The sequence below is a fragment of the Halomonas sp. McD50-4 genome (assembly GCF_022348135.1).
GTDB classification, from domain to species: domain Bacteria; phylum Pseudomonadota; class Gammaproteobacteria; order Pseudomonadales; family Halomonadaceae; genus Vreelandella; species Vreelandella piezotolerans.
Map to the genome: position 1 here is coordinate 71,504 of NZ_JAKRFG010000013.1, position 21,248 is coordinate 92,751.

Below are 21,248 nucleotides of genomic sequence, written 5' to 3' on the forward strand. Positions count from 1 at the left end.
TTGAAAAGCAAAAACCGCAGGCAAAGCGCCTGCGGTTTTTTATGGTTAGTGTTCAAGGCCAGCGTGAAAACCGTATCGAAAGATTAATCCAAGGCCTCTGCTAATAAGTCGTCAACAAATGCAGCCAAGTCAGCGTAGACCAAGGCGTGCTCCAGCCCGTTCCCGTTTGCGAGGGTCTTTTCGCCTTTACCTGTCTTCACGAGAACGCTACGGCAGCCCATCACTTCACCCGCTTGCAGGTCGCGAAGGCTGTCACCCACCATCCAGCTGCCTGTCAGGCTGGGAAGCGTCAGTTTGTCACGTATGTCGGTCAACAGCCCGGGCAGTGGTTTACGGCAGCCGCACTGATCATCTGGCCCGTGAGGGCAGTAAGCGATATGCGCTATATGACCACCTTCCGCCTGCACCAGAGTATGCAAACGCTCGTGCATGGCACTGAGCGTGGCGTCATCGTAGTAGCCACGAGCGATGCCGGATTGATTGGTGGCCACTGCCACGGTAAAGCCTGCCTGGGTTAACCGCGCAATCGCGCGAATGGCAGACGGGTAGGGGATCCACTCGTCCAAGGATTTGATATAGGCATCCGAGTCGTGATTAATCACGCCATCGCGGTCCAGTATCACGAGTTGCTGAGCGGTGATCATAAGGCTCCCTTCAAGAAAACGTCTCTGCTTAGCGTAAGCGCTGACGAGGCAATGAACGAGTGTTTCACGTGAAACACTCCATTACTCAATAGAAAGCCCGGCTTGTCAAAAGCCGGGCTGTCGGTTGTGCCTCTAGAGCAGTCGATGCGCTCAATCCTTCACCGTCTTACTGGGGGAGCTGAGAGATATCGGCTACTTCCAGGAACAGCGCTTGCAGGCTGGCCAGCAGGGCAAGGCGGTTACGGCGAATGGCATCGTCGTCCGCCATGACCATGACCTGATCGAAGAAAGCATCGACAGGCTCGCGGAGGGTGGCCAGCGCGTCTAGCGCCTGCTGGTAATTGCCTGCAGCAAACAGCGGCGCCACCTGCTGTTGGCTAGCCGTAACCGCTTCGAACAGGTCTTTTTCCGCCGCTTCTTGAAGAATCGAGGCGTCTACCTGAGTGCTGCCGTCGTGCTCCTGCTTGCTCAAGATATTGGAAACACGCTTGTTGGCAGCGGCCAATGCCGCGGCTTCTTCACGCTGGGCGAAGGCTTTCACGGCACGTAAGCGGCGCGCAAAATCCAGCGGTTTGGTCACCGGGCGAGCACGAACGGCGAGATACATCTCAGCAGAGATACCCTCCTCCTGGCCCCAGGCGCGGAAGCGGTCGAGCATGTAGGTCAACACGTCTTCTACGAGGCCCTCGGCTTTCGGGAGATTCTGGTGCTGGTCAGCAGTGACCTGCAGCAGCTCGCGTAGGTCGAGGTTCAACTCGCCTTTGACCAGGATGTTCAATACGCCAATGGACGCGCGGCGCAGGGCGAAGGGGTCCTTGGCGCCGGTGGGGCGTTGACCAATACCGAAAATGCCTACCAGCGTATCCAGGCGGTCGGCCAGAGCCAGCGCTTGGCCGGTCAAACTGTGCGGAATCGCGTCGCTGGCAAAGCGAGGTAGATACTGCTCCTCCAGCGCCTGGGCAACCTCCGCCGGTTCGCCATCCTGCTCGGCGTAGTAGCGGCCCATAATGCCCTGCAGCTCGGGGAATTCGAGCACCATTTCGGTAACGAGATCACATTTGGCCAGGGCCACAGCGCGTTGCGCATGAGCCACGTCACCCTGGATGCGCTCAGCGATGAAAGTGGCGATGGCCGTGCTGCGGCGGGCCTTGTCCGCCAACGTGCCCAACTGCTGCTGGAAGACTACGCTTTCCAGTTGCGGTATGCGTGAGCCCAGCGTTTGCTTCCGGTCGGTATCGTAGAAGAAGGCGGCATCCGCCAAGCGCGGACGAATAACCTTTTCATTACCGGAGATCACCTGGTCGGGATCCTGGCTCTCGATGTTCGAGATGGTGATGAACAGCGGCTTCAACTTGCCCTGATCATCCAGCAGGTGGAAGTATTTTTGATTGGCCTTCATCGAGGAAATCAGGCACTCGGCAGGTACTTCCAGGAAGCGCTCGTCGAAGCTGCCGGTGAGCGCCACGGGCCACTCCACCAAACCGCTCACCTCGACCAGCAGGTCTTCATCGATGACGGCGTTGGCTTCCTGAACCTCGGCCTCGGCGAGCACCTGCTCACGAATACGCTCGCGGCGCTGCTGGCGGTCGGCCAGAACGTAGGCATTCTCGAGTGCCGCTAGATAGTCATCGGCGTGCTCGAGCTGGATGGCATCCGGCGCGTGGAAACGGTGGCCGTAGGTGGTACGGCTGGCTTCCAGCCCCAGCGCTTCTGCTGCAATGACGTCTTTGCCATACAGGGCCACGAGCCAGTGCACGGGGCGCGAGAACTCGACGCGGGACGCGCCCCAGCGCATATTCTTGGGCACTGGAAGCGAGTGTAGCGTCTTGCGCACCATCTCCGGTAGCAGCGCTTGAACGCTGTCACCTTGCTGCTGCTCGCGGTAGCCAAGCCAGGTGCCTTTATCGGTTTCCAGATGGATCAGATTCTCCACGCTGACACCGCAGGAGCGAGCAAAGCCTTCCGCCGCCTTGGTGGGGACGCCGTCTTTGAAAGCGGCGGCCAGCGCGGGTCCGCGACGCTCTACTTCGCGATCCGGCTGTTTGTCGGCGAGTCCGGTAACTTTCACGGCTAGGCGCCGAGGGGTGGCGTAGGCGGTCACCGCCTCGAAGGGAATCTCGGCGTCCTGCAGACCTTTTTCGATGCCATCGGCAAAGGCGTCTGAGAGCGCGTCCAGCGCGGTCGGCGGAAGCTCTTCTGCGCCCAGTTCTAATAAAAGCGTATCAACGGCCATTATGCGTCTCCCTGCTCGGCGAGCTCATCTTGTAACAGTTCACGGCGCAATTCCTCCGATGCCATGGGGAATCCTGCTGCTTTACGAGACTCGAAGTAGGCAGTGGCAACATCACGCGCCATGGTGCGCACGCGCAAAATGAAGCGCTGACGCTCGGTCACAGAAATGGCGTGGCGCGCATCCAGCAGGTTGAAGGTATGCGACGCTTTGAGCACCTGCTCGTAGGCGGGCAGCGGGAGGCTCGCGGCCAGCAGCTTGCTGCACTCTTTTTCCTGATGGTCGAAGGCAGCAAAGAGCTGCTCGACGTCGGCGTGCTCGAAGTTATACGCCGACTGCTCGCGCTCGTTTTGCAGGTAGACATCGCCGTAGCTGACTTTGCTGCCGTCCGGCGCGATGGCCCATACCAGGTCGTAAACGCTCTCCACGTTTTGCAGGTACATGGCGATACGCTCGAGTCCGTAGGTCAACTCGCCGGTGACGGGGTAGCACTCGATACCGCCCGCCTGCTGGAAGTAGGTGAACTGGGTTACTTCCATGCCGTTGAGCCATACTTCCCAGCCCAATCCCCAAGCGCCGAGCGTCGGGGATTCCCAGTTATCTTCTACGAAGCGCACGTCGTGAATCAGCGGGTCAAGTCCTAAACGCTTCAGCGAACCCAGATACAGATCCTGCAAGTTGCTGGGCGAAGGCTTCATTACCACCTGAAACTGGTAATAGTGCTGCAGGCGATTGGGGTTCTCGCCATAGCGGCCGTCGGTTGGGCGGCGGGAAGGCTGAACGTAGGCAGCATTCCAGGTTTCTGGACCAATCGCCCGCAGGAACGTGGCGGGGTGGAAGGTGCCCGCGCCGACTTCCATATCGAGGGGCTGAAGGATGACGCAGCCCTGTTCTGCCCAATACTGTTGCAGAGCAAGGATCAAGCCTTGAAAGGTCGACACATCGGGTGTCGATTGGTTTGTCGAAACACTCATCGCGGAAAGCACCGTTGGCCATGAATTCATAAGCCGTCAAGTATACAATCACAGGCAGATGGGTTATAGGCACGTTAGCCAAAGAGCCGCTTTTGGTAAGGAGAACGAGATGATCGTGGTAACAGGCGGGGCCGGGTTCATCGGCGCCAATATTGTCAAAGCGCTAAATGCTCGCGGCCGTGACGATGTGATGGTGGTCGACGACCTGCGCGATGGCACCAAATTCGTCAATTTGGCGGACTGCACGCTGGCTGACTACTTGGATAAAGACGATTTCATCGCCCGCGTGAAAGCCGCGCTACGTGGTGAAACAGTGGACTTGCCCACCATCGATGCGATTTTCCATGAAGGGGCCTGTTCGGACACCACCGAGTGGGACGGGCACTATATGATGGAGAATAACTTCGAGTACTCCAAAGTGCTGCTCAACTACTGTGAAAAACTGGGCATCCCTTTTCTGTACGCATCGTCGGCGGCGACCTACGGTGGCAGCGAGGTGTTCAAGGAAGCGCCGGAGCATGAGAAGCCGCTCAACGTCTACGGCTACTCCAAGCTACTGTTCGATCAGCACGTTCGCTCGCGCTGGAACGAGCTGACGACTCAAGTGGTAGGTTTCCGCTACTTCAACGTTTACGGGCCGCGAGAGCAGCACAAAGGCAAGATGGCCAGCGTTGCCTATCACAACCATCTGCAGATCCGTAACGGCGAAACGCTGAAGCTGTTCGGTGCTTACAGTGGCTATGAGGCGGGCATGCAGAGCCGCGACTTCGTCTACGTGGGCGATGTGGTCGATGTGAATCTCTGGTTTTTGGATAACCCTCACGCATCAGGCATCTTCAATTTGGGCACCGGGCGTGCCGAGCCGTTCAAGGCGATTGGCGAAGCGGTCATCGATTTTTACGGTCAGGGCGAGATCGATTACATTCCCTTCCCCCAAGAGTTGAAAGGGCGCTACCAAAGCTACACGCGTGCCGATATTAGCCAACTGCGTGCGGCAGGTTGTGACGTGGAATTCAAAACCGTCGCCCAGGGCGTCAAGGCGTACTTGGAGTGGTTGAATGGCTAACTCGGCCAAGCGGCTGCTGGTCGTCGGTCCTTCCTGGGTCGGCGATATGGTCATGGCGCAGAGTCTGTTCATGACGTTGAAGGCGCGCTATCCAGGCGCCACGCTAGGTGTGGTCGCTCCGGGATGGTCCCAGCCGATCTTAGAGCGCATGCCTCAAGTGGACGAAGTGCTACCGCTGGCGGTAGGCCACGGAGAGTTTGGCCTTGCCAGCCGTCGCGAGCTGGCGGCACGGCTACGCGGTCGCTTCGATCGCGCCATCGTTCTGCCGCGCTCTTGGAAGGCCGCCTTGGTGCCCTTCATGGCCCGCATTCCTGAGCGCGTGGGTTTTTTGGGAGAGCACCGCTACGGCTTGCTAAAAGAGCGTCGCAAGCTCGACAAGCAGGTGCTGGATCAAACCGTCAAACGGTTCGTCTCGCTGGGGCTGCCATTGGAAGAGGCACAAAGCGGGCAGTTCTCGATTCCCAAGCCACGGCTCACCATTGACCGTGATAACTTGGTGAATTTGCGCCTGAGCCATACGCTGTCCTCTCGTCCCGCCATCGGCATGATGCCCGGCGCGGAGTATGGTCCTGCCAAGCAGTGGCCGTTGGCGTATTTTCATCAATTGGCTGCGAGACTGATCGACGATGGTTTCGAGATTCGCGTGCTAGGCGGAGCGAAAGATCACCCTGCAGGGCAGAGCATCGTGAATGGCTTGCCGCATGCGCATAATTTATGCGGAAAAACACAGCTGGCCGATGCCGTGGACCTTTTGGCCGACTGTCGCCAGGTCGTTACCAACGATTCAGGGCTCATGCATGTCGCGGCGGCGGTAGGGGTGCGCATCCAAGCGCTATATGGCTCGTCATCGCCCGCCTATACGCCACCGCTAACGGATAACGCGGACATCCACTACCTCGGGCTCTCCTGTTCGCCGTGCTTTCAGCGTACCTGCCCGTTAGGCCATACGAACTGCTTGAACGAGCTAGGCGTAGAACGGGTGTATCAGGCCATGCGCACCTAGCGCATGATCTCCATTTCGTCAGCTTGATCGGCGGGTGTTTCGATGATCTGATCGGTGGCGCTCTCTTCAGGCGCACGCCGCTGAGGGGTTAGCCCGTCCCAAAGGCGATGCTGCAGCGCGGTCTCCTCCCGTAGACGTTCATTCAGCGCCTCCAGCCCATGAATCTCGACCAGCGTGGGTTGGCTGCCAAGTAGTGAAGCGCCAAGGCCCGCGCGGTGATCGTTCAATGTGAGGCCCATAGCGTCGAGGATCGTGGGGAAAACGTCTAGCATGGTGGCGCCTCGCCTTACTCGCTGCGGACGGATATCCTCGCCCAGCATGATGAGCGTATTGTCGCGATCCAAGGTGGTGAGCTGATCCCACACCGACACGCGCATGGTGAGATGATCACTGAGTACCACCACTAGCGTGTTTTCCAGCAGTCCTTCTTGCTCTAACCGTTCAACGAGGTCTCGGGCTTGGCGCGCAGAGCACTCTACCGAGTAGAGAATATCCTGACCATCGAATTCGCCCTGGCGGTCCAGACAGGTTTGCGAGGGAAAACCGCTGGGCGCATGGCCCGCAATGCTCAGGTTCACCACGGCCCAAGGACCGTCATCCTCCTCGCTCAGTCGACGTATTTCGTCGACGGTCACATCGTATAGTGTATCGTCATAAAGACCCCAACTGTTCACATACTCAGGATCCTCGAGATCCGGTAGCAGTTCTTCTTTACCTTTGACGGTATCGAACTGGTGACCACGATAGAAAAGCCCTTTACCAGCAAACTGCGTGCTGGCGCCTCCCAAAAAACTGAGCCGGTAGCCCTGACCGGCCAGCACGTCTCCCAGACACTCAACGCCGGGTACGACTTGGCTGAGCGGTTCGAACTGACTATCGTGCAGCAGGCCGGCGGGCATGAGGGGGACGCCGCACTGGCTGGCGATCATCCCAGCCATGGTCCAGCCCGTATTCTCCATCTGCTGAATGCCCTCGAACACCAATCCGCGCTCGCCCAGTGCCGCTAAATCTGCGTAGGCGTCGCCAAATAGCTCGTTGCTATAGGTGCGCTCCATGCTCTCCAGGTACATCAGCAGTAGGTTGGGTGCATTGGGTTGGTCGCCGGTGGGTGGCGCAACATAGCGTCGATCTAGCCAAGCGCCATCGTCCGTCACTATCGCGGCGCTGCGTTGACCAATGCCGTAGAGCAGTGGGTTGGCCGCCAATAGCGCGATGGCAAAGAAGCGCTCGGTCAAACGCCAGCGCTGATCGTGGCGCGACAACCACGTCACCGATACCAGCACCGCCAACACGGTGAGCGTGTAGGTCAGTGCCAGCAGCATTTTACCTGCCCCGCCATGCTCCGCCATGCCCGCCTGTAAATGAAAAAACACCGCCCCGAGGTCGACGTTTCCGAAGCTGTCGGCCAAATAAACATAGACGCTGAATAGGCTAAGTGGCAGCAGCGACCATGGCCACATTGGACGGTAGCGTGCGTTGATCGGCGCGCCCCAGCGCAGCTTGAGCCCCACCCCAATCCATGCCGCTGCTATCAAAAAGAGCGTCCACCAGGGCAGACGCGTGAGTACGGTGACGGCATAGCCAAGGCTAAGACCCATGACGACGAGCGGTAGCCAAGGGGTGAGTTTGAGTGACCGTGAAGCGAACATCCTGTATCCCTTTTCAGAACGTGCTAAATGAAGCGTCAGCTTATCAAAAGTCGCGCCCCGTGGCCGTGTTAGCATGTCACTAAAATGGGCAGGATCACGGACGAGCCGTGTATGCCTCAAACTGAGTGGGTAAAGGTGAGACGTGTCTATTTCCGCTGTGTTGATTGTCAAAAACGAAGCGCACCACTTACGTGAGTGTCTGGAAACGCTGACGTGGGCTGATGAAATCGTCGTGCTGGATGCGGGCAGCCAGGATGCCACGTGCGAGATTGCGCGAGAGTTCACCCAGAATGTGAACGTCAACGCCGACTGGCAGGGGTTTGGCATTCAGCGCCAGCGGGCAGAAGCCCTGGCAAACGGTGAGTGGATTTTGATGGTCGATGCCGACGAGCGCGTGACGCCTGAATTGCGTGACAGCATTGAGGCGGCCATTCAGCAGCCTCCCGCTGCCTATAGCGTGAGCCGCCTATCGTGGTGCTTCGGCCGCTTCATCCGCCACTCGGGCTGGTACCCAGACCGCGTGCTGCGTCTCTACCCAAGAGGTCAGGCGGGCTATAACGCCGCGCTGGTGCATGAAAAGCTAGTACTCAACGAAGGCTTGGCCGAAAAGCCGCTATCCGGTGACCTGCTGCACTACACCTATCGCGACCTGCGCCACTATCTGGAGAAATCCGCCCACTATGCCCAGGCTTGGGCAGAGCAGCGCGCCGCCCAGGGGAAAACGGCCACGCTAGGGCAGGGCATGGGTCACGGGTTGGCTTGCTTCCTCAAGATGTACGTGCTGAAAGCAGGCTTTAAAGATGGCAAGCAGGGGCTATTGCTGGCGCTGCTCTCCGCACATTCCACTTTCGCCAAGTACGCCGATCTCTGGGTGCGTACCCGCACTGCCGACAAGCAGCGCTGAAATCCGTTCGGCGGCGTTGCCGAGGTCGATCGTGGTCATATCCTGTTGGTCGGCATCAGCAGGGGGGCTAAACGCCAGACGCTTTTCCGCTCGGTTGCAGGTTTGCCAGCGCAGCGGCGTAGCGGAGCGTTTGGCGGGATAAAAACCCGCCGTGGCGATATCGAGACAGCCTGCAATATGCAGCGGCCCGGTCGAGCCGGCAATCAGCATATCCGCTCCGCCAAGCTGCAGTGCAAAGGCATCCACGCTGGGAGTTGCTGGAAAGTGGTCTGCCTCGACGCCTTTTTCGGCTAGTTGTTTCCTCAAGTCTTGTGCCTGTGGCTGTTCACTGGGGCCAGCGCTGATGAGCCAGCGTAGTGGCAGAGGCTGGCACTGTCGGTGAACGTGAGCGATCAGCTCGGCGTACTGCGCAACCGATAGATTGACCGCCGAGCCGCCGCTGCCAGGATGAACCACCACCACGCGTTCTGAGGTGTCGTTGGCCAACGTTTGGCGTTGGACAAGACGCTGCGCGCCATCCATCGGCCAGAACGGGGGCGAAGGCAGGGTGGTCAGCGTTAACGACAGTCGAGCCAACAGTTTACAGGCCAAGTCGACGTTGTACTGGTACTCGGGTTTGGCGGAATGGGAGCGGCGTTGGCGTATTCGCACGTTATAAAACACCTGTGCCCACTTGGTTGCAGGGGCAACGCGCAGCGGAATGCCTGCTTTCATGCCTAGCCAACCGATACGCGGTGTCGAAAACAGCGTTAGCAGTGCATCGAATTTCGATTGTTTCACGTGAAACAATAGCGCCTGCTGCGTCGCTTTATCAGCCTGGCTACCGGGGTCGATGATGACGTCATCGACCCATGGGCACGCCTTGGCTAAGGGGGCTGTATAGGCAGGCACCAGCACGGTCACGTGGGGCATAGGCGAGGCCTGTTTCAAGCACGCTAGCGCTGGCCACGCCAGCATAAAATCGCCGATTTTGTCGTTACGGACGACAAGCAGTTTCTGCGCCATGATTTAGGCCCCGTTAAAAGCAGCCTGTATACTACAAGAGATTGTAAGGATTGTTTAACGGTGCGCGGCTAGGTAGGGCATGCGATGGCGAAGAAGGTACTGCAACTGTGTCTTTCTGATGGCAAAGGCGGAATGGAGCTGTATGTCGATCGGGTGATTGAAGACCTAGTGTCTGAAGGCTGGGAGGTCAGGGGCATCTGCCTGAAAGATACCAAGGTAGAGAGCTATATGCAGCGTAAGGAAGTGCCCTATAAAGCCTTTTCGAGCAACGGCCAGGCGCTGTCCCAGCTATTCTCGATCCGCCGCTGGCTCATCAAGGAGGGCATTTCCGTCATTCACTGCCATAAATCGAGTGATCTGCGCCTCACCACCTTGTTGAAAGCACTGCTGCCGACACTAAGGATCATCTACACGGACCACGTGGGCGGGCAGCGGCCGAAAAAAAGCCCCTATCATCGCATGGCTTATGGCTGCGTGGACCGCGTGCTGTCTATCAGCCAGGCAACATACCAGCGCAATATCCGTAATTTGCCGCTTCCCCAGGAGCGGGTGGTGTGTTTGCCCCACGGCGTCGATATCGATAAGTACCAGCCCAATCGTGACCCCGCAGCCATCACGGCTAAGCGCGAAGCACTGAATGTTCCGGCCGATGCTGTATTGATCGGTCTGCCTGGCCGCGTGACGCCGGGTAAAGGCCAAGACATATGGGTAAAAGCGCTGCTGGAATTAGACCCCTCGCTCCATTTCTATGCGCTCTCGATCGGAGGCACGGACTATGCCTCGGGGGGTGTGGAGACATTTTATGCCGAGTTGCAGCGCACCATCGCGGGCACGCCGCTGGCGGATAAGATCGCCTTTCTAGGGCATCGCAGTGACCTGACGGAGATTCTACCCGTGCTGGACGTGGTGTGTATTCCTTCGGAAAACGAAGCGTTCGGTCTGACGATCATCGAGTCCATGGCCTGCGGTATGCCGATCATAGGCTCGAATACCGGGTCGTTGCCGGAGCTAGTAGATGCTGATTCCGGGGTGTTGGTAGGCCCGTTTGACGTGCCCGCCTGGCGCGATGCCATGACCACGTTGATTCGCGAAGCCGACACACGCAAGGCCATGGGACTGGCCGCTCGGCGACGAGTCGAAGAGCGCTTCAGCAACAAGCAGCACGTAAAGCGCTTGATCGAGATCTACTCGGCGTCGGCATAGCCTGAGTAAAGCGGCGCCATCAGACGCTTCTCTTGGCCAGGGGCAAACTTCGCCACCGAGCGCTCCAGCCGCTGCAGGTTACGTGCCTGCCACTTGCCAGGCGGGCGCAGTCGGCAGCGGTCGAGATCGATCAGCCAGGGCTTGCCAGCCTCATCCACCAGAATGTTGCGGGCGTTGAGGTCGACATGGTCCAAGCCCGCTTGATGAAATCGCTTGATCATTGCGCCAACGCGCTTTAATAGCGCCTCGTCAGCCTCTTCATTGGTGAGGAGTGAGGCGAGCGCCCGAGCGCTGGGGATGCGCACGGTCAGCAGTGCCGCCTCATAAGTCAGCCCAAACCGGGTGACACAGCAGGCCACCGGACGCGGGACGGGCAGGCCTTGCTCATACAGTGCGGCGGTCAAACGCATTTCACGAAACGCCCGGGTTCGCTCGGCCCCCAGCCACACATAGCGCTGCTGGCTGAGCTTGGCGATAAGCCCGCCGCGCTGGTAAGGGCGCAGCACCCACTGCTCGTCGTCGCGCGCCTTCAGGAACAGGCTGCTACCTCGGCCCGGCGCTTCGCCGACCACCAGACCTCGCGTTCGCCAGTACGCTGCCTCGAACAGCGCCGCGCTTAGGGGGTGAACCGGGGAGGAGAGTTGGTGTGTTGCGCAGGCGTCACTTAAACTGTCTGCATCGTGTAGAATCAGCCCATTTTTCTGCCGGAGTGCCGCTAAGCGCATGAAGCCCTCTCTGCCTGTTCAACCAAACCATATTGCCATTTTGCGCCTCTCCGCGTTGGGAGACGTGTGCAATCTCGTGCCAACGGTGCGAGCGTTGCAGCGCCAGTGGCCGCATGCGCGCATTACCTGGATTATCGGCAAGGGGGAGCACAGTTTACTGGCCGGGCTTTCCGGGGTCGAGTTCGTCGTGTACGACAAAGCGACCGGGCTTACCGGCATGCGGGCCATCTGGCGTGAGCTGGCCGATACCCGCTTCGACGTACTGCTGCATATGCAACAGGCCATTCGCGCCAGCGTGCTCTCGCTTGGTCTCAAAGCCAACGTCCGGGTAGGGTATGACAAGGCCCGTGCCAAGGACGCTCAGCACTGGTTCACCCAGCACCAGTTGGCTCCCCATGCGAATGCCCATGTGCTGGAGTCGTTCATGGATTTTGCCCGTCTGCTGGGCGTCGAAGACGACCGCTTGGAGTGGAATCTTGCGGTGCCTACCATCGCCTACGAAGAAGCCAGAGGGATCAGTGGTGACACGCCTTACTTGGTGATCAACCCCTGTAGTAATGCGCGGCTACGTAATTTTCGCAACTGGTCGGTGGAAGGGTATGCGAGCGTGATTGAACACGCCTGGGTACAGCACGGTCTGAAGAGCGTACTCACGGGGGGCGGCAGCCCCTTGGAGCGCGAAATGGGCGACCAGATCGAAGCGCTCTGCCAGTCGGGTAGCGTCATCAACGCCATCGGCGGCACCTCATTGAAAGGTGTCCTGGCGCTGATCGATAACGCCCGCGCAGTGATTGCTCCGGATACCGGCCCAGCCCATATGGGTAATGCCATGGGCACGCCGACGCTTGGCCTCTATGCCACCACTAACCCTCAACGGGCTGCGCCCTATCTGTGGCGCGATTTTGCCGTCGATGCCTACCCCGATGCGGTACGCACTTATCTGCATAAATCGGTGGACGAAGTGAGCTGGGGGCAGCGGGTGCGCCATGCCGATGCGATGGACTTGATCAAAGCGGACGACGTCATTGCCAAGTTAGACGCGCTGCTGGCGCACAGCGCAGCACACACCACAACAGGACTCTCGGATGAAAGTTGATCTAACCGCCCTGGAACATGCCCGCGTACTGGTGGTCGGGGATGTCATGCTCGACCGCTACTGGCACGGCGGCACCTCGCGGATCTCCCCGGAAGCGCCGGTGCCCGTGGTACGCGTGGAAGATGCCGATGACCGGCCCGGCGGCGCCGCCAACGTGGCGCTCAACGTGGCGTCCTTGGGCGGGCACGCCGCGCTGGCGGGTCTGGTGGGCGAGGATGACAATGCCGAGCTGCTCTCAAAGCGCTTGGCGGCAGCCAATGTAAGCACTTACTTCCAACGCAGCCCTGATATACCCACGATTACCAAGCTACGCGTGATGAGCCGTAACCAGCAGCTGCTGCGCCTGGATTTCGAGCAGCGTCTCGACAGCGTGGATACCAGCGCCCTGCTGGCACAAGTGGAACAGGCACTGCCCGAATGCGACGTGGTGATCCTGTCCGATTACGGTAAGGGCACGCTCAATCAAGTGGAGCATTTAATCGACATGGCGCGTCAGCACGGCAAGCGGGTGCTGATCGATCCCAAGGGGCAGGATTTCACCAAGTACCGAGGGGCTAGCCTGATTACCCCCAACCTCACCGAATTCGAGGCCGTGGTGGGGCCTTGCGCCACGGACGCCATTCTTGCCGAGCGTGGCGAAGCGCTGCGTGCCGAACTCGAACTCGAAGCGCTGTTGATTACCCGCAGCGAAAAAGGGATGACGCTGATCCGTGAAGGCCATGCGCCGCTGCATCTGCCCACCCGTGCCCAGGAAGTGTTCGATGTGACCGGTGCCGGTGACACCGTGATTGGCCTGATGGGGTTAGCGCTAGCCGCTGGCCACTCGCTGCCGGAAGCAATGATGCTGGCGAACCTCGGCGCGGGCTTAGTGGTGGCCAAGCCGGGCACCGCCACGCTCTCCATTGCTGAGCTCTACACCGCGCTGCACGGCGATAAGCTGGCCGAATTTGGCGTGATTACGCAGGCAGCATTGGTGGAGGCCGTGCGCGCCGCGCAGCGTCGCGGCGAGCGCGTGGTGATGACCAACGGCTGCTTCGATATTCTGCATGCGGGCCATGTGGGGTATTTAGAGCAGGCCAAGCGCCTAGGCGACCGCCTGATTGTGGCGGTGAACGACGACGCCTCCATTGGCCGCTTAAAAGGGCCAAAGCGCCCCATCAACCCGCTGAACCGGCGGATGCAAGTACTGGCCGGGCTTGGCGCGGTGGATTGGGTGGTGCCGTTCAGTGACGACACGCCTGCCGCCCTGATCGAGCAGGTACTGCCGGATATCCTGGTCAAAGGCGGTGACTACCGCCCCGAGGATATTGCTGGCGGCAGCGCCGTGATCGCCAACGGTGGCGAGGTCAAGGTGCTGGGCTTCGAAGATGGCGTGTCCACCACGGCAATGATCAGCTCGATCCTGGATCGCGAAAGCTAATGGCCCGCTGGCCACGGCTGGCCTACTCAGCGGCGCTGTATGGCTTAGCGCCGCTGATTGGCTGGCGCATCTGGCGTGAGCAAGTGCCCACTTACTCACGGCTCCAGCGGTTGGGGCTGCGCCTTGAACCACTGCCACCCGAACCGCGCCTTTGGCTGCACTGTGCCTCGGTAGGCGAGGTACGCGCTGCCCGCCCGCTGATCGAAGGGCTACTGGCGCGCTTTACTCACCACAGCCTGCTGCTGACCACCATGACGGCTACCGGCGCCAGACAGGCACAGGCGTTGATAGCAGAGCAGGGTACTGCCGACCAGACGCGTCTTGCCCACCGTTTTCTGCCGTTGGATTTTCCCGGCGCGGCCAGGCGTTTTGTGGCTTGCGTACAGCCGGACCTTGCCATCCTGTTTGAAACCGAGCTGTGGCCGAACCTGCTTCACGCTTGCCATCGGCAGGCGGTGCCCGTTGTCGTAGTGAACGGCCGACTATCACCCCGCGCGTTTGGCCGCTACCAGCGTTTGCGCCCGCTGATGCAGGGGGCCTTGGCCAACGTGACGTGGCTGGCCGCTAAATCACCAGAAGACGCCGAGCGTTTTCAAGCGCTGGGCTGTGCCGCTGAATCGATCTCCGTGGTGGGATCGCTGAAATTCGAGCAAGCCTTACCTGAAAGGGCGCTGGAAGAGAGTGAGCGCTTACTTCATGCGTGGGGTCAGCGTCCCGTCTGGGTCGCGGGCTCAACACGCGATGGTGAAGAAGCGCTGCTGCTCACGGCCCACCGCCAACTGCTTGAACGCTTTCCAGACGCACTGCTGGTGCTGGTGCCTCGCCACCCTCAGCGCTTTGACGAGGTGGCGGCACTGTGCGAACGCGAGGGCTGGGCAATGAGCCGCCGTAGCCAGCAGCAGCCTGTCACGTCCGCCACCCAGGTCTACCTGGGCGATACGCTGGGCGAGCTGGCGATGCTGTACGGCGCGGGGAGCGTGGCTTACGTAGGCGGAAGCTTGGTGCCACTGGGCGGGCATAACGTATTGGAGCCTGCCGCACTGGGTAAGCCCGTACTGTGCGGGCCGTCGCTGGAGAACTTCAGTGATGTTGCCGAGCCGCTGTTGGTGGCCAAGACACTGACGGTGGTAGCTTCCCACGATGCACTCGCCAGTGCGCTGGTAGATGCCTTTACCCACCCGGCCCGCGCCCTGCAGGCGGGCCAAGCGGGTAAGGCGGTCATTAAAGCCCAACGCGGGGCGCTCGCGCGTACCTTAACGGGTATTGAGCAGATGATCTCGATGCCGTCTTGATAGTAAGCATTCACTCCCTTCTTGCCCTGGCGGCCTACTTATGGGGCTGCAGCATGAACGTTTGGAACGTGAGCTGCTCAAACTCATGATCGAGTACCGCAAGCCCCACCAGCGACGTAAACAGCAGTGACAGCGCATAGCCATAGCCGTAAAACACTGGCCCTAGCATCTGGCTGAGCAGGGTGAGAAGCACATTGGCGATGAAAAATAGCAGGCATAGCCACAGCGCGGGTTTTAGGCGGTCGAGATAAAATAGCACGTTGAGGATTGCCATAAACAGTACTTGTATGGCGACTGCCACGATGTCGATATTAAATAGCGGCAGATACCAGTGGGAAAAACCGAGCCAGGAAAAAAGCATCGGTCCGCTGAGCAGTAAGGCCACGACCGTTATGCCCTGCACTTTAAAGATGTCATAAATGCCGTGCCGTACGCTGGCCATCATCTCACCGCGCAGGTCCTCAATATGCAGCAGCGTATCGCCTTGGCGTATGGCGTCGTAATACGCTTGGCAGCGCTCTGCGAAATCCGTCTCCATACGCATGATGAATACGGCCATGCCCGGTACGATGGAGAGGTACGCCAAGAAGATCGGCAGGTCGTAAATGGGTGAGGCGCGCAGCGGGCCAATAATGGTCTCCGAGGTGCCAGAGTGAAACCAAAAGACGAGCTTGTCTGCCCAGATACCGAGCTGATAAAACAAGCCAATGGCCATCAGCGCCCGCTGACACTGCCCTGCGCGGTGCAGGTCAAAGGCCCATAGCCGATCGCTTGGGTAGTGGCGAATCACCATCGCCAGCAGCGTAAAGAGCAGCAGGCTCTGGCCCAGCACAAAGCTCCCCAGTAACCCTATCAATCCGTAGCTGCTCAGCAGCATGCCACCCACGAAGGTGGCGCCATAGCCAAACGCAAAGGCCCACAGGACTTGGCGATAGGCCTTAACACCGGCAACGAACACCGTGACGCACCAGATCATGCTCAGCACGATAAAGCTCATCAGCATTTCAAGCTGATAAAGCCATGGCGTGCCTTGAAAGGTGAACCATAGAAGGCTTGTCCCGACGCTGGCCGCGACGAGTACCACCAGCGTGAGCAGACCAAACAGGTTCGGCAGAATCGCGCTGTCGCGCTTTTCAAACAGGCGGTCGGCCACAAAGCGGGTAAACAGCAGCTGCACCAGTGACGTTAGCAGCAGTGAACTAGCCACCAGCCAAGTCACCGAGACCAAAAACTCCGTTACATGGGCACTGCCACTGGGACTGGTCGCTGCGGACAACACCCCAAGCGCCATGACTGCCAGTATCGACAGCACCCAGGGCCCGGAACTGATCAAGCCTGCGTAGCCATAGGCACGCAGCAGGCTGACGTAGCTGTCCTGGCGCAGTAATCGCCGAAGCTCAAAACCAATGCCTGCCATAACCCCCTCCTCAACTAGGTATTAGCGCCTGCCAAGCGCGGTGAACAGGCGAGCTGCTGCCGTCATCGGGAGGGCGTCGGGGTACATGACCTCGTCATACAGCTGCAGATAGCGCGCCATCATTAAGGCCTCGGTATAGTCGGCCTCTACGCGGGCGATGCCTGCTGCGCGAGCGTCCAGCCATCTAGCGGGCTGCGTTAGCAGCTGCTCCATGGCATGGGCAGTGGCCATGGGGTTGGCGATGGGCACAATATGGCCCGCTGCCTGCTGTTGAGCAGGGTCGCCGATGACCAGCTCCCGGCAGGCGCCCACATCGCTGCACACCACCGGTATACCCGCCGCCATGGCTTCCAGTACTACCAGCGGCTGAGCCTCGCTAATAGAGGTCAGTACCACTAAGCGCACCTGGGCCAGTATCTCCTCGGTACGTTGGAAGCCAAGAAACCGCACCTGCTTTTCAACGCCTAGCTGCTGGACTAAATCGCGGCACTCTTGGGCGTAAGCTGGGTCTTCACTGTCGGGTCCAACAATCCAGCCCTGGGCTTCAGGGACTTGGCTGATAAGCTGGCGCATCGCGCGAATGAAGGTCTTGATATCTTTGATGGGGGTCACGCGGCCCAGCAGCGCCACGATCGGTTGCTGGTTGTGGGCGGTCGCGCTGCGCAACGGGGCGAAGCGCTCGATCTGAATCCCGTTGGGAATAATCCGCGTGCGCGCCTTCTCGGCACCGTCTTGTATCTGCCGTAGGCGGTTGCCTTCGTGTAGCGTGGTAATGTGCGAAGCGCTGGCATAGGTCATTCGGCCAAGGCCCTGGAAAAAGCGAATCCACATCTGGCGCAGGTAGCCCGTATGGATCTGAAAACCGTGGGATAGCGCATCGGTGGAGGTTTTGATCCACTTTGCCTCTAACAGGTCAATCTGCCGCTCCTTGGTATAAATGCCATGTTCGGTAATCGCGAAGGGGAGGTGGTGAATATGGTGCGCCAGCGCGCCGAGAAATCCCGCGTAACCGGTGGAAATGGCATGTAGGCAGCGCCCTTTAGGCAGTTTTTGCGCAATGCTGGCCAGCAAAAAGAGCGGCGCATGAATATTGCGCACCGACCAAAAGTAGTCGATGAACGAGGGCTCGGTGACGTGGGTCAGGTAGTGGTCAACGATTTGCTGCCAAGCCGCCTGGCTATGTAGAAAATCCTCGCGGCTCAAGCCGCCCCGTTGGCCAATCATTCGCGCCACATCACACAGGGCGCGTAGCGGGTCCTGCTGCTCAGGGTTGCGCAGGTTTTCGTGCAGCTCCTGCACGGTGTCGAACGTACTGAGATTGCCTCGACGCGCTTTGATGGCCGATAACGAGGGCAGGTCGTCCATTAGATAGTGGCACTCCAGATGCACCACGTTCGCGGGCCGCTCGAACAAAATACCCTGGTAGTGATCCGGTCGACCGCCCAAGAAAACCAATGCAAAGCGCAGTTGGGGCAGCCCTCGAATGAGCTGATCCACCCAAGCGCTCACGCCGCCTCGTACCATGGGGTAGGTGCCCTCGAGCAGTAAAATGACATCTGCCGGTGTATCGCGTTTACCCAGGGTGGGCCATGTCATCGCCAATACTCCATCAAGGGGTGTAGTACAGGGTGCTGCGCGGCGCTGGGGCTCAGCCGGGCAAGCTGCTCTTGCATGGCGTGGTAACGCCGGGTTTGGAAGGCCAGCTCCGCGCGGTAAGCGGCTAGGTCATCGTCCTCCATGCCTAGCAATGCGCACTGTGTAAACGCGGCGTCTGCGTCATCGAACGCTTTCAGTGCCAAGCACAAGCGACCGCGTAACAGCTGGCGATGGGCGGAGTTGGCAAGCCGAATGGCGGTATCGATCTCACTCAGTGCTTGGGTCAAATAAAAGTGTGCGGTGCTGCCTTGGGCGAGATGCAGATAGTCGTACTCCCAGTTCAGCATGGCGAGCGCTTCGGCATGATGGCCGTGAGGGTCACCATGTTGGTCACGGGTGGCCGTCAGCCGCTGAATACGCTCGTCTAAATCGCGCTCAATGTTGCTTAGCATGGAGTAAGCCAGCAAACGCACATCATCGGTTGGGTCTGCCAGCCCTAAGCGCAGTAGGCCAATGGCCTGCCTGGGTGGTAAATGGCGGCAAGCTAGAATGGCTTCTTGGCGTGCCACCGGGCTATCGGAGACGTTCAGGACGCTAGTGAGCCCTTCGCGCATAGCCATCGAATCAGCATTCGGGGGTGTCAGCGGCCGATAGGGAAGGGAGGGTAAATCTAGCGGTTGCCAAGCGCTAGGGCGTGCCGGGGCGGATAAATAGAGCGCGGGCACGACGGCTAGCAGTAAGCCGATAAAGGCAATGCCAGGCAGCAGAAACAGCAGCAAGAACAGCACCACTAGAGCGCCCAGTACGGGTTGCTGATAGTTGAGGGGGAGCGCCCGCCGAAGGCCTTCGGCCAGTAACACGCTTCCCGCCGCGTGCCCGGCCAGATGCGTTAGCGAGGGTGCCCCAACGCTTGCGCCCCAGCTATCCACTATCCCGTTATCCATTACCCAGCGATTGACTACCCACCCTTCTACCCCCAAGCCCGCTAACAGCCAGCACAGGCTTGTCAGCACGCGCCAACCGATATGGGGGCGCGCATTAGGACGGTACATGGGACACCTCGGCGTGATCGTGACGCGAGAGAAGCTTTTTGGCCGATAGTCGTCCGTCAATCACTTGGTAGCTGAGGCGAATGGCCTGACAGGCTTCGCCAAGACCAGGTTCAGAGGCCAAGCGTTCCTGCAGGCGCTCTGCGTATATGGTAAATGCGCGTGGCTGGGTTAAGGGGAGCAGCACATACAGGCGCCTTGGGAGACCTGCCTGACACACCATCCAGCTGCGATCCAGACCGCGCTGCTGCTGAGCGACGTTATCAACGGCCTGGTGCAGCTGGGCGTCGCTTAATGACTCCGCAAAATCGATGGCTACGAGCAGTGAGGTGAGCTGATGCTCTCGGGCATGCCGCACCCACTGCGCCACCAGCGAGCGCTGATGGCCCCCGCTGCCTTGGCTAGAGCACTGGGTGTGTCGAAGCATGTCACCTAGCTGGGCACCTAATACCGCCAGGAGGTGTAAATGACCGCGATGAAAATCAATGAACGGCATCGCCGTCACCGCCACCACGGCGTAAATTTGCTCTTCAACGTCCATGAGCGGTACGACGGCAAGCAGGGGAGCGTTATCAATATTGATGCCCTGGGCCATGGCGCTTTTCAGGCAGATCATACGGCGCTGTTCAAGGCAGGCCATTAGCATGGGGTCATGCCAATCCAGGGCTGTTTCCCCTCCAAACCACATTGCGGCCTGAGGCATAAGCCGTTGCTGCTGATCCACGGGCAACAGCACGGCTTGCTGAATGCGCGCGTGAAGCGCTAAAAAACCCAGCAGTTCATCACCATGCTGAGCCAGTGGATCCTGGTGTGAGGCAAGTGATAGGAACTTCTCTTCCAGTGCTCGCAGCGCATCACGCAAGGTAAACGGGTTGGCAGCCAGTCGCTCTGCCAGCTGATCGTGGGAGACACGCAGCAGCTGATAGTGGCGCACGAACTCCTCCAGGCGTGTTGATTGCGCACGGTGCAGAATGGCCATTTGCTGAAGACGCCGCCGCCACACATCCGCCATTTCACCTGCCACCATGCCCACCAAAATGAGCGCGATGGCAATCGGCAGCCGCTGGGCACGCTCGACGAACAAGTCGCCGTGATACCAAACACCTTCCAACCCCATGATGGTGACGCTGAGCAAGGCACTGACAAAGCCCAGGGCGAAACCGTAGCGCATCCCGACGAGCAGGGGGGCAATGGCCAGCAGCCACGTCAGGCCACTACCCAAAAGCAGCGGATCGTTTGGATTAATGATCCAGCCAATCACTGGCAGCGCTAGGGTGATGATGAGGGTTTCCAGATAGCGCAGCCAGCGGGGGGCAAGCGCGGGTTGCAGTTCGTCTATATGGGTGGCCATGGCAGACCCCTCTATTGCAAAGGCAGCGTGTCTAAGAGATCCGCCATGAGTTTCTGCGCGACGCCGCTAGTGGTACTAAACCCCCAGCCAGTGCGCGCGCCGCTGGCGCTCCACACGATGTCGCCGCTATTCACATCCACCACTCGCAGGCTCATACCAATCGCCGGTTCGCCATCTAATCCTGCTTTGTATTGCCACTCATCCACCGAGCCGGTGACGCCGTAGCGCACGCCTTGCTGCTGCGCCCAGGCAAGCGCTGCCTGGTAATCCTGGTCGCTGGGCAGGCTGAGTAAGTCCATGGCGTCTGGCCGTGGCGCTTGGCGGAGCGAGTGAATGCCGCGTTGCTGTAACAGGGTCATCAGGCTAGCTTCCGCTTTGTGTCCCGCAAGCGGTGTTTCAGAGTGATTGGCGAGGGGTAGCAGGGCCCAGCTGGCTTGTCGGCTGACGGGGTCAGAGCGATGCACATCGGTAACAGCGCAGCCGCTCAACCACAGGCTCAGCAGCACAAGCCACAAAAGAGGCTTTGATAGGTAGGTATGCATAGCGGTATCTCCGAGGGCGCTCGAGCGGCGCTGCAAGCAGTGGGTGGAGTAACGGCATGGCCGCTGGTTTACCTGTGACATG

The 21,248-nt window shown here is 59.5% G+C and carries 18 protein-coding genes; 7 read left to right on the plus strand and 11 right to left on the minus strand.

The window, feature by feature from the left end:
- Window positions 1–83 precede the first annotated feature (83 nt).
- The 3 genes from gmhB to glyQ form a co-directional block, all read right to left on the minus strand.
- Window positions 84–644 (minus strand): D-glycero-beta-D-manno-heptose 1,7-bisphosphate 7-phosphatase, encoded by a 561-nt coding sequence (gmhB, locus tag MHM85_RS15020; protein WP_139526175.1) that lies wholly within the window; start codon window positions 642–644, stop codon window positions 84–86.
- A gap of 166 nt (window positions 645–810) precedes the next feature.
- A complete protein-coding gene (gene glyS, locus MHM85_RS15025) occupies window positions 811–2,877 on the minus strand; it encodes a glycine--tRNA ligase subunit beta (protein ID WP_139526176.1) in 2,067 nt (688 codons plus the stop codon).
- Window positions 2,877–3,848: a glycine--tRNA ligase subunit alpha gene (gene glyQ, locus MHM85_RS15030; protein WP_139526177.1), complete on the minus strand. Its 972-nt coding sequence runs from the start codon at window positions 3,846–3,848 to the stop codon at window positions 2,877–2,879. Before glyQ ends, glyS begins: the two co-directional genes overlap by 1 nt.
- 109 nt (window positions 3,849–3,957) lie before the next feature.
- Here glyQ and rfaD point away from each other — a divergent pair, with 109 nt between their 5' ends.
- Together rfaD and waaF are read left to right on the plus strand one after the other, a co-directional pair.
- Window positions 3,958–4,914: an ADP-glyceromanno-heptose 6-epimerase gene (gene rfaD / locus MHM85_RS15035; RefSeq protein WP_239286355.1), complete on the plus strand. Its 957-nt coding sequence runs from the start codon at window positions 3,958–3,960 to the stop codon at window positions 4,912–4,914.
- The gene (waaF, locus tag MHM85_RS15040) at window positions 4,907–5,917 is read left to right on the plus strand and encodes a lipopolysaccharide heptosyltransferase II (RefSeq protein WP_139526179.1); all 1,011 of its coding nucleotides are present in this window, start codon (window positions 4,907–4,909) and stop codon (window positions 5,915–5,917) included. Before rfaD ends, waaF begins: the two co-directional genes overlap by 8 nt.
- Here the strand turns inward: waaF and MHM85_RS15045 are convergent.
- Complete coding sequence (locus MHM85_RS15045) at window positions 5,914–7,566, minus strand: sulfatase-like hydrolase/transferase (RefSeq protein WP_139526180.1); 1,653 nt, start codon at window positions 7,564–7,566, stop codon at window positions 5,914–5,916. The two genes, waaF and MHM85_RS15045, sit on opposite strands and share 4 nt — an antisense overlap.
- Window positions 7,567–7,708: 142 nt before the next feature.
- Here MHM85_RS15045 and MHM85_RS15050 point away from each other — a divergent pair, with 142 nt between their 5' ends.
- Window positions 7,709–8,470 (plus strand): glycosyltransferase family 2 protein, encoded by a 762-nt coding sequence (locus MHM85_RS15050; protein ID WP_139526181.1) that lies wholly within the window; start codon window positions 7,709–7,711, stop codon window positions 8,468–8,470.
- On the opposite strand, the gene MHM85_RS15055 is transcribed toward MHM85_RS15050, so the two are convergent.
- Window positions 8,381–9,475 carry a glycosyltransferase family 9 protein gene (locus tag MHM85_RS15055; protein WP_139526182.1) on the minus strand — a complete coding sequence of 365 codons (1,095 nt, stop codon included), beginning with the start codon at window positions 9,473–9,475 and terminating at the stop codon, window positions 8,381–8,383. The two genes, MHM85_RS15050 and MHM85_RS15055, sit on opposite strands and share 90 nt — an antisense overlap.
- A gap of 84 nt (window positions 9,476–9,559) precedes the next feature.
- Between MHM85_RS15055 and MHM85_RS15060 the strand changes: the two genes are divergently transcribed.
- Entirely contained in the window at window positions 9,560–10,678 is a 1,119-nt protein-coding gene (locus tag MHM85_RS15060; RefSeq protein WP_239286354.1) for a glycosyltransferase family 4 protein, read from the plus strand.
- On the opposite strand, the gene MHM85_RS15065 is transcribed toward MHM85_RS15060, so the two are convergent.
- Window positions 10,660–11,403, minus strand: coding sequence for a 3-deoxy-D-manno-octulosonic acid kinase (locus MHM85_RS15065; RefSeq protein ID WP_139526184.1), 744 nt, complete (start codon window positions 11,401–11,403; stop codon window positions 10,660–10,662). The two genes, MHM85_RS15060 and MHM85_RS15065, sit on opposite strands and share 19 nt — an antisense overlap.
- Between MHM85_RS15065 and MHM85_RS15070 the strand changes: the two genes are divergently transcribed.
- From MHM85_RS15070 to waaA, 3 genes are read left to right on the plus strand one after another with little or no spacing between them, the layout of a single operon-like run.
- Window positions 11,402–12,499, plus strand: a complete 1,098-nt coding sequence (locus MHM85_RS15070) for a glycosyltransferase family 9 protein (protein ID WP_219862319.1) — start codon at window positions 11,402–11,404, stop codon at window positions 12,497–12,499. The two genes, MHM85_RS15065 and MHM85_RS15070, sit on opposite strands and share 2 nt — an antisense overlap.
- Complete coding sequence (gene hldE / locus MHM85_RS15075; RefSeq protein ID WP_139526186.1) at window positions 12,489–13,919, plus strand: bifunctional D-glycero-beta-D-manno-heptose-7-phosphate kinase/D-glycero-beta-D-manno-heptose 1-phosphate adenylyltransferase HldE; 1,431 nt, start codon at window positions 12,489–12,491, stop codon at window positions 13,917–13,919. The genes MHM85_RS15070 and hldE overlap by 11 nt, the downstream gene beginning before the upstream one ends.
- Window positions 13,919–15,211: a lipid IV(A) 3-deoxy-D-manno-octulosonic acid transferase gene (waaA, locus tag MHM85_RS15080; RefSeq protein ID WP_139526187.1), complete on the plus strand. Its 1,293-nt coding sequence runs from the start codon at window positions 13,919–13,921 to the stop codon at window positions 15,209–15,211. The genes hldE and waaA overlap by 1 nt, the downstream gene beginning before the upstream one ends.
- Before the next feature lie 34 nt (window positions 15,212–15,245).
- On the opposite strand, the gene pelG is transcribed toward waaA, so the two are convergent.
- From pelG to MHM85_RS15105, 5 genes are read right to left on the minus strand one after another with little or no spacing between them, the layout of a single operon-like run.
- The gene (gene pelG / locus MHM85_RS15085) at window positions 15,246–16,628 is read right to left on the minus strand and encodes an exopolysaccharide Pel transporter PelG (RefSeq protein ID WP_239286353.1); all 1,383 of its coding nucleotides are present in this window, start codon (window positions 16,626–16,628) and stop codon (window positions 15,246–15,248) included.
- A gap of 21 nt (window positions 16,629–16,649) precedes the next feature.
- The gene (gene pelF, locus MHM85_RS15090) at window positions 16,650–18,224 is read right to left on the minus strand and encodes a GT4 family glycosyltransferase PelF (RefSeq protein WP_139526189.1); all 1,575 of its coding nucleotides are present in this window, start codon (window positions 18,222–18,224) and stop codon (window positions 16,650–16,652) included.
- A complete protein-coding gene (locus tag MHM85_RS15095; RefSeq protein ID WP_139526190.1) occupies window positions 18,221–19,276 on the minus strand; it encodes a HEAT repeat domain-containing protein in 1,056 nt (351 codons plus the stop codon). Before MHM85_RS15095 ends, pelF begins: the two co-directional genes overlap by 4 nt.
- Window positions 19,263–20,624, minus strand: coding sequence for a PelD GGDEF domain-containing protein (locus tag MHM85_RS15100; protein WP_139526191.1), 1,362 nt, complete (start codon window positions 20,622–20,624; stop codon window positions 19,263–19,265). Before MHM85_RS15100 ends, MHM85_RS15095 begins: the two co-directional genes overlap by 14 nt.
- An 11-nt stretch (window positions 20,625–20,635) precedes the next feature.
- Window positions 20,636–21,247 carry a hypothetical protein gene (locus tag MHM85_RS15105; RefSeq protein ID WP_231125629.1) on the minus strand — a complete coding sequence of 204 codons (612 nt, stop codon included), beginning with the start codon at window positions 21,245–21,247 and terminating at the stop codon, window positions 20,636–20,638.
- Window position 21,248: the final 1 nt, after the last annotated feature.

What these genes read in the sequence shown, in the direction of transcription:
- gmhB (WP_139526175.1), bottom strand. Translation starts at nt 644, where the DNA reads ATGATCACCGCTCAGCAACTCGTGATACTGGACCGCGATGGCGTGATT.
- glyS (WP_139526176.1), bottom strand. Translation starts at nt 2,877, where the DNA reads ATGGCCGTTGATACGCTTTTATTAGAACTGGGCGCAGAAGAGCTTCCG.
- glyQ (WP_139526177.1), bottom strand. Translation starts at nt 3,848, where the DNA reads ATGAGTGTTTCGACAAACCAATCGACACCCGATGTGTCGACCTTTCAA.
- rfaD (WP_239286355.1), top strand. Translation starts at nt 3,958, where the DNA reads ATGATCGTGGTAACAGGCGGGGCCGGGTTCATCGGCGCCAATATTGTC.
- waaF (WP_139526179.1), top strand. Translation starts at nt 4,907, where the DNA reads ATGGCTAACTCGGCCAAGCGGCTGCTGGTCGTCGGTCCTTCCTGGGTC.
- MHM85_RS15045 (WP_139526180.1), bottom strand. Translation starts at nt 7,566, where the DNA reads ATGTTCGCTTCACGGTCACTCAAACTCACCCCTTGGCTACCGCTCGTC.
- MHM85_RS15055 (WP_139526182.1), bottom strand. Translation starts at nt 9,475, where the DNA reads ATGGCGCAGAAACTGCTTGTCGTCCGTAACGACAAAATCGGCGATTTT.
- MHM85_RS15060 (WP_239286354.1), top strand. Translation starts at nt 9,560, where the DNA reads ATGGCGAAGAAGGTACTGCAACTGTGTCTTTCTGATGGCAAAGGCGGA.
- MHM85_RS15070 (WP_219862319.1), top strand. Translation starts at nt 11,402, where the DNA reads ATGAAGCCCTCTCTGCCTGTTCAACCAAACCATATTGCCATTTTGCGC.
- MHM85_RS15065 (WP_139526184.1), bottom strand. Translation starts at nt 11,403, where the DNA reads ATGCGCTTAGCGGCACTCCGGCAGAAAAATGGGCTGATTCTACACGAT.
- hldE (WP_139526186.1), top strand. Translation starts at nt 12,489, where the DNA reads ATGAAAGTTGATCTAACCGCCCTGGAACATGCCCGCGTACTGGTGGTC.
- waaA (WP_139526187.1), top strand. Translation starts at nt 13,919, where the DNA reads ATGGCCCGCTGGCCACGGCTGGCCTACTCAGCGGCGCTGTATGGCTTA.
- pelG (WP_239286353.1), bottom strand. Translation starts at nt 16,628, where the DNA reads ATGGCAGGCATTGGTTTTGAGCTTCGGCGATTACTGCGCCAGGACAGC.
- pelF (WP_139526189.1), bottom strand. Translation starts at nt 18,224, where the DNA reads ATGACATGGCCCACCCTGGGTAAACGCGATACACCGGCAGATGTCATT.
- MHM85_RS15095 (WP_139526190.1), bottom strand. Translation starts at nt 19,276, where the DNA reads ATGTACCGTCCTAATGCGCGCCCCCATATCGGTTGGCGCGTGCTGACA.
- MHM85_RS15100 (WP_139526191.1), bottom strand. Translation starts at nt 20,624, where the DNA reads ATGGCCACCCATATAGACGAACTGCAACCCGCGCTTGCCCCCCGCTGG.
- MHM85_RS15105 (WP_231125629.1), bottom strand. Translation starts at nt 21,247, where the DNA reads ATGTCACAGGTAAACCAGCGGCCATGCCGTTACTCCACCCACTGCTTG.